The following is an 8,332-nucleotide window of genomic DNA, read 5'->3' as shown; positions in this document are numbered from 1 at the left end:
GTTCGGGGTGGGGCGGGTGCGCCAGAGCCAGAAGAGGCCGAGCAGGGGCAGGAGCAGCGGGATGTAGCCGTAGCCGCTGCCGAACTGCGACCAGACCGTCTCGTCCGGGAAGAGCGCCTTGTCGGCCAGGCTGAGGATGCCGACCACCACCACCCCGACCAGCTCCACGGAGCAGCAGACCAGGGCCAGCCGGCGGCCGGCGTGACCGGCCCGGGCCAGCCCGATCGCCGCCACGATGTAGATCAGCGCGGCCACCGCGGAGAGCGCGTACGCCACCGGCGCCTCGTCGAACTTCGTGACGATCTGGAGCAGCGCCCGCGAGGTCGCCGCGATCGCGAAGAGGATGTAGACGGCGATCAGCAGTCGTCCCGGGCCCCGGTTCGTGCTGCGCCGCGGCGTCGCCGTCTCAACCACCGAGCACCTCCCAGGTCTGCTGCAACCGGACCACCACGACCGGGGTCACCAGGCAGACCGCGCAGACGATCGCCGAACCCCAGCGGGTCGGCTCCATCCGGGCCAGCACCGCGGCCAACGGCGGCAGGCAGACCAGCGTCACCAGGTAGCCGAAGAAGGCACCCGGCTCGCCCGGCCGGTCGCCCCCGGCGAGGGCGACCAGGGCGACCACGGCCAGCGCGAGCAGCGCCAGCTCCAGCACGCCCAACCCGATCAGCTGCCACCGGTCCGGCGGCTGGTTGCGCAGCGCGGACACCAGACTCCAGACCGCGATCAGGAGCGACAGCACGATCGACGCGGTGGCGAGGAGGCCGTCCACCGGTGATCCCGTCGCGGCGGCGGCGACGGTCATCGGGACCACCCGGTCCTTGGCTCGGTCACCGGCACAGCCTACTAATTGTCGTAGTAGCGGCTGCTCGCCCCCGCCCCGACCTGGCCCCGCGCCCGCGCGGCCCGGATCGGGCGACTAGCGTGGATCACGTCCGCGGCACCACCGCGGGGACGACGAGGGCGGGGGTTCACGTGCTGCGGTTCGGTTTGTTCGGCACCGGTCACTGGGCGGCGGAGACGCACGGGGCGGCGATCGACGCGCACCCGCGCGCCCAGCTCGCCGGGGTGTGGGGGCGGAACCCGGAGCGGGCGGCGGCGCTGGCCGACCGGTACGGCGTACCGGCCTTCGACGACGTCGACGCGCTGATCGAGGCGTGCGACGTCGCGGCGGTCGCCCTGCCGCCGGACATCCAGTCGGACATCGCGGCGCGGGCGGCCACCGCCGGACGGCACCTGCTGCTCGACAAGCCGCTGTCGCTGAACCTCGCCGACGCCGACCGGGTGGTCGGGGCCGCGCAGTCCGCCGGAGTCGCCTCGGTGGTCTTCTTCACCCAGCGGTACCAGCCGAACGTCACCGCCTTCCTCGCCGCCACGGCCGCAGCCGGCGGCTGGCAGCACGCCAAGGCGATCATGTTCTCCTCGATCTACCAGCCGGGCAGCCCGTACGCCGGGTCGCAGTGGCGACGTGACCACGGCGCGCTCTGGGACGTCGGCCCGCACGCCCTCTCGATCATCCTGCCCGTGCTGGGCCGCGTGGAGAAGGTGGCCGCGGTGGACGGCCCGAGCGGCATCGTGCACCTGCTGCTCACCCACGACGGCGGTGCCACCAGCACCGTCTCGCTCACGCTCGACGCTCCGCCCGAGGCGATGACCCGGGAGTTCGTCTTCTACGGCGAGAACGGCATCGAGACCGTGCCGAACGGGCAGTACGAGCCGCCGGTCGCCTTCGGCGTCGCGATCGACCAACTGCTCGAGGAGATCGAGGCGGGCACCCGGGACCACCGCTGCGACGTGCGCTTCGGCCGGGAGGTGGTGGCCGTGCTGGCCGCCGCCGAGACCGCCCGCGCGGAGTCCCGCACGGTCGCCGTCCCCGCCTGACCGACCGCGCCCGTCGTCTCGTCGCGCCCGGCGGCCGGTAATTCGGTGGTGGGGCGGCGGGCTGCGGGTTAGCGTGCGGTCATGTTCACGCACGCCCTGATCCAGGTGGCCGGCACGCCGGCCGCCCGGGGCCCCCTGTTGGCGTCCCGCCCGCGCGTCCGGCGTCCGGCCCTGGTGGGCCGGGGCGCGACCCGCGACTGATCGCCGAACGCTCTCCCGCGCCGTACCCAGGGCCGTCCGAGTCCCCGTTCACTCGGACAGGCCCCGCTCCGGGCTGCCTGTCCCCCCGTCGCCGCGACGGCGACAGACAGGACGACGACACGTGGCGCCCCGCCCTACCCGCAGAACCGAACGCGACCGGAACCGTCGCGTGCTCTCGCAGAACTTCCTCGCCGACCCGGCCGCGATCGCCCGCGTCCTCCGGTCGGCCGCCCCCGACCCGGCCGGCCTCGTGCTGGAGGTCGGCGCCGGTCGAGGCCAGTTGACCCGCCCGCTCGCCGCCCGCTGCGGGCGGCTCGTGGCGTACGAGGTCGATCCGGGGGCCGACGCCGAGCTGGCCGCCCTCTGCGCCGAACTGCCGCACGTCCGGCACCGGCAGGCCGACTTCCTCACCGCCGAGCCGCCCGGCGAGCCGTTCGCCGTGGTGGGGAACATCCCCTGGTCGCTGACCTCGGCGGTGGTCCGGTGGTGCCTGGCCGCCCCGCAGTTGCGCGCCGCGACGCTGCTCACCCAACTGGAGTACGCCCGCCGGCGCAGCGGCGACTACGGGCGGTGGTCCCGGCTCACCGTGCTGACCTGGCCGGAGTTCTCCTGGCGGCTCGCCGGACGGCTGCCGCGTACGGCGTTCCGGCCGGTGCCCACGGTGGATGCCGGCATCCTGCGGATCGAGAGGCGGCCGGAGCCGCTGGTCGCACCGGGCGCGCTGCCCGCGTACCGCCGGATGGTGGAGCTGGGCTTCGGCGGCGCCGGCGGTTCGCTCGCGGCCTCGCTGCGCCGGCGGTACCCGCCGGGCCGGGTGTCGGCGGCGCTGCGAGCCACCCGGCTGGACCCGGCCACCCCGGTCGGCTACGTCTGGCCGGAGCAGTGGCTGGTCCTGTTCCGGCTGCTGCACGCGCGCTGAGCACGCCGGTGGCCGGGCCGTCCGGTCCGGTCACCGGCGCCCGGGCCGAGGTGACGGCGCCGGTCAGGCGAGCGTGCCGAGCGCCTCGTGCAGTTCGGCGGGGGCGTCGAACTGCTCGGCCGGCAGGGCCCGCAACATCTGCAACATCTCCGTGCTGGCCCCGTTCTCCTGCCCCCAGCGGACCAGGTCCTCACGGGAGACCGGGTAGTCGAGCCCGGCCAGGAACTCCTGCCACTGCACCCCGGTGACGGTCATGTCCGGCGGCTACCCGCTCAGCGGGCCGGCACACCGGCCGCCCGCCACCACGGTCTCCGCCCGGTTTGCCCGCCGACCCGCCGGGTAGCCGCTCCCATGCTGGTTCAGCGGCTCGGCGCGCCGAGCGACTTCGACCCCCTGCTGGAGCGCGTCCGGGACGCCCGGGTGGTGATGATCGGCGAAGCCACGCACGGGACCTACGACTTCTACCAACTCCGGGACGACCTCACCCGGCGACTCATCGCCGAGTGCGGGTTCTCGTTCGTCGCCGTCGAGGGCGACTGGCCGGACTGCGACCGGGTGCACCGTTCGGTCACCGCCGCGCCCGGTGGGGCGGTCGAGCCGCTCGCCGCGCTCGAACGGTTCGAGCGCTGGCCCACCTGGATGTGGGCGAACGCCGAGGTGGCGCGCTTCGCCGACTGGCTGCGGGGGTGGAACGCGCAGCGGCCGGAGGGGGAGCGGGCCGGCTTCCACGGGCTGGACGTCTACAGCCTCTGGGAGTCGATGCAGGCGATCTTCGACTACCTGGGCGAGGAGAACCCGGCCGGGCTGGAGGCCGCGCAGGACGCGTACCGCTGCTTCGAGCCGTACGGCAGGCGGCCCGAGGAGTACGGCATCGCCGCCCGCTTCGTCTCCGCTCGCTGTGAGGAGGAGGTGGTCCGGCTGCTGGCCCGTACCCGGGAGCAGGCGCTCGCCGACGGCCCGGACCGCTTCTCGGCGTGGCAGAACGCCGAGGTGGTGGCCGGCGCGGAGCGGTACTACCGGGCGATGGTCGCCGGTGGACCGGAGTCCTGGAACATCCGTGACATCCACATGCAGGACACCCTGGACCGGCTGCTCGACCGGTACGGCCCGGACGCGCGCGGTGTGGTGTGGGCACACAACACCCATGTGGGCGATGCCCGGGCCACCGACATGTCCGCGGAGGGAATGGTCAACATCGGGCAGTTGGCCCGGGAACGGCACGGAGCCGACGCGGTGGCCCTGGTCGGCTTCGGCTGTTACCAGGGCAGCGTGATCGCCGCGCCGCGCTGGGGCTCGCCGGCCGAGTCGATGGCGGTGCCGCCGGCCCGGCCGGGCTCGATCGAGCGGCGGTTGCACGAGCTGATGCCGGACCGGGCGGTGCTCGTCTTCGGCGGTGACGACCAACCGGGGTGGGTCACCGACACCATCGACCACCGGGCGATCGGGGTGGTCTACGACCCGACGTTCGAGTCGTGGGGCAACTACGTGCCGACCCGCCTGGGCGAGCGGTACGACGCCTTCATCTGGTGCGACGACAGCACGGCGCTGCATCCCCTGCCCGCGGTCAGCACCGCCGGCGAGATGGAGACCTACCCCGCCGGGGTGTGACAGGGCGTGCCGGTTGGGGGCCCCTCGACGAGGGCCCCCAACCGCTCGCTCAGACCTTGGCGGGTTCGCGGTCGGCCAGGTGGGCCCGGAGACCCTCGCCCTCGATGTCGACGTTCGGCAGCGCCCGGCCGAGCCACTTCGGCAGCCACCAGGCGTGCCGGCCGAGCAGGGACATCACCGCCGGCACGATGGTCATCCGGACCACGAAGGCGTCGATGGCGACGCCGACGGCGAGCGCGAAGCCGATCGACTTGATCACCGGGTCGTGGAGGAAGAAGACGAAGCCCCCGAAGACCGAGATCATGATCAGCGCGGCCGCGGTGACCACGCGCGCGCCGTGGCCCATGCCGTTGATCGTCGCCTGCTGCGCGGTGTCGCCGTGGACGAAGTCCTCCCGCATCCGGGAGACGAGGAAGACCTCGTAATCCATCGCCAGGCCGAACAGGATGCCGATCAGCAGGATCGGCAGGAAGCTGATCAGCGGGCCGGGGGTGTCCAGGCCGACCAGGTCGGCGAGGTGACCCTGCTGGAACACCCCGACCGTGATGCCGAAGGTCGCCGCGACGGTGAGCAGGAAGCCCAGCGCCGCCTTGACCGGCACCAGCAGCGAGCGGAAGACCAGCATCAGCAGCAGCACGGAGAGGCCGACGACGAGCACCAGGTAGATCGGGAGGGCGTCCGCGAGCTTCTCCGAGACGTCGATGCCGATCGCGGTGGCCCCGGTCAGCAGCACGTCCACGTCCCGGATCCCGCCGACCGCGTGCCGGATGTCGTGCACCAGCGTCTCCGTGGCGGCGTCGGTCGGCCCGGTCTTCGGCACCACGCCGAGCAGGGCCGTACGCCCGTCCGGGCTGAGCTGCGGCGGCGCCACCGCGAGCACGTCGTCGGTGCGCTGGACCAGCGCGGTGACCTGCGGTACGGCCGCCGCCGTGGCCTGTGGGGTGTCCCCGGCCACCACCACGGCCAGCCGGCCGGTGAACCCCGGGCCGAAGCCCTCGGTGATCAGGTCGTTCGACACCCGGGCCGGTGAGCCGACCGCGGCCGTGCCGGCGTCGGGCAGGGCGAGCCGCATGTCCGAGGTGGGGACCGCGAGCAGCCCCAGGCCGAGCAGCCCGACCAGGATCACCGGTACGCGGAGCCGGGTGACCAGCCGGGCCCAGCGGAACCCGAAGCCGGAGCGGTTCTCGGCCGCCGCGCCCGGCTCGTGGCCGGTGGCGAGGCCGTCGACCGGCGTGCCCGGCAGGGAACCGTTGGCGCCCCGGTCGGTTGCGGCCGGCACGCCGTCGATCGGCGCGCCCCCGCGCAGCCGGCGGGGGAGCACCTTGCGGCCGGCGAAGCCGAGCAGCGCCGGCTGGAGGGTGATCGCGACGAGCACCGCCACGGTGACCGTGCCCGCCGCGGCGAGACCCATCACGGTCAGGAACGGGATGTCGACCACGGCCAGCCCCGCCAGCGCGATCACCACTGTCGCCCCGGCGAAGACGACTGCCGAACCCGCCGTGCCGACCGCCCGACCCACGGCCTCGTCCGGTGGCAGCCCGTCGAGCAGGTTCTGCCGGTGCCGGGAGGTGATGAAGAGCGAGTAGTCGATGCCGACCGCGAGGCCGAGCATCAGCGCGAGGATCGGCGCGGTGCCGGTCAGCTCGACGGTGCTGCTGAGCGCGAAGAGGCCGGCCATGCCGACGGCCACCCCGATCAGGGCGTTGAGCATGGTCATCCCGGCCGCCACCAGCGAGCCGAACGTGATGACCAGGACGACCGCGGCCACCGCCACACCGATCGCCTCGGTCGAGCCCACCTCCGGCTCGCCGCCCAGCACCTCACCGCCGGGGGCCACCTGCCAGCCCTGCGCCTCGGCGCTGGCGCCGACCTTCTCGTACGCCGCGCGCTGCGCGTCGTCCACCTCGTCGGAGCCGCCCGCGAACTGCACCTGGACCAGGGCGTACCGGCCGTCGGGGGAGACCGCGCCCACGGCGAGCGGGTCGACCGCGCCGACCACGCCGGGCACGCTGGTGGCCTCCTGCACGATCTCCTTCACCACGGCCTGCCCCTGCGGCGTGCCCAGCTGGCCGTCCGCGGGCGCCTTCACCGCGATCGTCCCGGTGGCGCCGCTGGCGGCCGGGAACTGCTGGGAGAGCAGGTCGAGAGCCCGCTGGGACTCGGTGCCGGGCATGGTGAAGTTGCTCGCCGTCGGGCCGCGCAGGAAGACGGCGGCCAGACCGAGACCGACGAGTACGACGAGCCAGACCGCGACGACGAGTCGCCGCCGGCGCAACGAGCCCCGGCCGAGCCGGTAGAGCAGGGTCGCCATCAGCTTTCCTTGTCCTGGGTCGAGGATTTGTCAGGTACGGGTTCGAGCGCCCGCCGGGCGAGGGCGAGCAGGGCGGGGCGCAGTTCCTCGTCGGGAACGTCGACGAACTCGGCGCACCCCTCGGAGATCCCGGCGAGCAGCACCAGCGCCGCGATCCGGGCGCCGGGCCGGTCGCTGTGCCCGGCCAGGGCGTCCCGCATCCGTTCGGAGATCCGCTGGATGTGCGCGAACGCCGGCTGTCGCAGCAGTTCGGGGAACTCACCGCGGAGTACGGCGATCTCCCGCCGGAAGCGGACCGCGAGGTCGATGAAGCCCGCTGCCGCGGTCTGCTGCGCGGCGCGCCCGGTGAGCCCGGCGAGGGATTCGTCGAGCGCCTGGAGCATCGCGACGGCCGGAGCCATCAGCTCGGTGAGCAGCGCTTCCTTGTTGGCGAAGTGGTAGAGCACGGTGGCCTTCGAGCAGCCCACCTCGGTGGCGATGTCCTGGAGTGAAGTGCCCCGGTAGCCGGTCGCCGCGAACCGCCGCGTCGCCGCGGCCAGGATCTCGCCCCGGGTCTCGGGTTCCGCCCGTCGCATGCTGTCACCTCCGTTGACCAGCATGCCTGACCGATCGGTCAGACCCTGACCGATCGGTCAGAGAAAAATCGTGGCCTTCCCCACAGCCGTCGCGGGTTTGCGCGGCCCGGTCCCACCCGGCCCGGCCGTGCTCATGAATTCCGGCCCGACCCGTTCGGCGCGGCGCGCCGCGTCCGGTTGACCGGCGCCCCGCTGACCGTGAAGGTGGGTTGATGGGCGGGGTGGAGGAGACCCGGGACGGGGTGTCGCTGACCAATCTGGATCAGCCGCTCGTCGACGGGGCCAGCAAGCGTGATCTGGTCGACTACCTCGACGCGGTCAGCGACCGGATCATCCCGCAGCTGCGGGACCGGCCGCTGTCGGTGATCCGGGCGCTGCGCGGGCAGGCGCCGTTCATGCAGAAGAACCTGCCGAAGTACACCCCGGAGTGGGTGCGGCGGGTGCCGGTCTGGGCCGAGGCGTCGCAGCGGCAGGTGTCGTACGCCCTCTGCGACGATCGCCCGACGCTGCTCTGGTTCGCCAACCAGCGGGCCGTCGAGTACCACCCGACCCTGGCCCGCGCCGACCACCTCGACCGCCCCACCCACCTGGTCCTCGACCTCGATCCGCCGGAGGGGGACTCGTTCCCCGCAGCGGTGGCCGCCGCGTTGCTGGTGCGGCAGGCGCTGGCCGACTCCGGTCTCGCCGGTGCGGTGAAGACCAGCGGTGCCAAGGGGGTCCACGTCTTCGTGCCGGTCGCGGTCGGCGCCGACGCGGAGGAGATGGCGGCCGCCACCCGGGCGCTCGCGGCCCGGGCCGAGCGGCTGGACCCGGCGCTGGCCACCACCGCCTTCATCC

The 8,332-nt window shown here is 73.8% G+C and carries 7 protein-coding genes and 3 pseudogenes; 4 read left to right on the top strand and 6 right to left on the bottom strand.

Features of this window, described 5'->3' with window-relative positions; all coding sequences use genetic code 11:
- A partial coding sequence (locus E1211_RS28160) for a hypothetical protein (protein WP_132352598.1) occupies nucleotides 1-414 on the bottom strand: 414 nt, incomplete at its 3' end.
- On the bottom strand, nucleotides 407-805 hold the full coding sequence (locus E1211_RS28155) for a hypothetical protein (RefSeq protein WP_132352596.1): 399 nt from the start codon (nucleotides 803-805) through the stop codon (nucleotides 407-409). The genes E1211_RS28160 and E1211_RS28155, both read right to left, overlap by 8 nt.
- A gap of 173 nt (nucleotides 806-978) precedes the next feature.
- Between E1211_RS28155 and E1211_RS28150 the strand changes: the two genes are divergently transcribed.
- Both E1211_RS28150 and erm read left to right on the top strand, forming a co-directional pair.
- Nucleotides 979-1,881: a Gfo/Idh/MocA family protein gene (locus E1211_RS28150; protein WP_132352600.1), complete on the top strand. Its 903-nt coding sequence runs from the start codon at nucleotides 979-981 to the stop codon at nucleotides 1,879-1,881.
- 322 nt (nucleotides 1,882-2,203) lie between these two features.
- On the top strand, nucleotides 2,204-3,001 hold the full coding sequence (gene erm, locus E1211_RS28145; RefSeq protein ID WP_132352594.1) for an ErmE/ErmH/ErmO/ErmR family 23S rRNA (adenine(2058)-N(6))-methyltransferase: 798 nt from the start codon (nucleotides 2,204-2,206) through the stop codon (nucleotides 2,999-3,001).
- A 63-nt stretch (nucleotides 3,002-3,064) separates the two neighbouring features.
- On the opposite strand, the gene E1211_RS28140 is transcribed toward erm, so the two are convergent.
- Nucleotides 3,065-3,256, bottom strand: coding sequence for a DUF2795 domain-containing protein (locus E1211_RS28140; RefSeq protein WP_120679425.1), 192 nt, complete (start codon nucleotides 3,254-3,256; stop codon nucleotides 3,065-3,067).
- 96 nt (nucleotides 3,257-3,352) lie between these two features.
- Here E1211_RS28140 and E1211_RS28135 point away from each other — a divergent pair, with 96 nt between their 5' ends.
- Nucleotides 3,353-4,609, top strand: coding sequence for an erythromycin esterase family protein (locus E1211_RS28135; protein WP_132352592.1), 1,257 nt, complete (start codon nucleotides 3,353-3,355; stop codon nucleotides 4,607-4,609).
- Nucleotides 4,610-4,658: 49 nt separating this feature from the next.
- Here the strand turns inward: E1211_RS28135 and E1211_RS33975 are convergent.
- From E1211_RS33975 to E1211_RS28125, 3 genes and pseudogenes are all read right to left on the bottom strand, one after another.
- Nucleotides 4,659-5,801 (bottom strand): annotated as a pseudogene (locus E1211_RS33975) (MMPL family transporter); the annotation flags it as partial.
- A 113-nt stretch (nucleotides 5,802-5,914) separates the two neighbouring features.
- A pseudogene (locus E1211_RS33970) lies at nucleotides 5,915-6,920 on the bottom strand (MMPL family transporter); the annotation flags it as partial.
- On the bottom strand, nucleotides 6,920-7,495 hold the full coding sequence (locus tag E1211_RS28125) for a TetR/AcrR family transcriptional regulator (protein WP_132352588.1): 576 nt from the start codon (nucleotides 7,493-7,495) through the stop codon (nucleotides 6,920-6,922). The pseudogene E1211_RS33970 and the gene E1211_RS28125, both read right to left, overlap by 1 nt.
- A 212-nt stretch (nucleotides 7,496-7,707) precedes the next feature.
- Here E1211_RS28125 and E1211_RS28120 point away from each other — a divergent pair.
- Nucleotides 7,708-8,332 (top strand): annotated as a pseudogene (locus E1211_RS28120) (ATP-dependent DNA ligase); the annotation flags it as partial.

It is taken from the genome of Micromonospora sp. 15K316 (assembly GCF_004348525.1).
Lineage (GTDB): Bacteria > Actinomycetota > Actinomycetes > Mycobacteriales > Micromonosporaceae > Micromonospora.
Note: the sequence above shows the minus strand (reverse complement) of the source record. Positions and strands in the feature narration are given on the sequence as shown.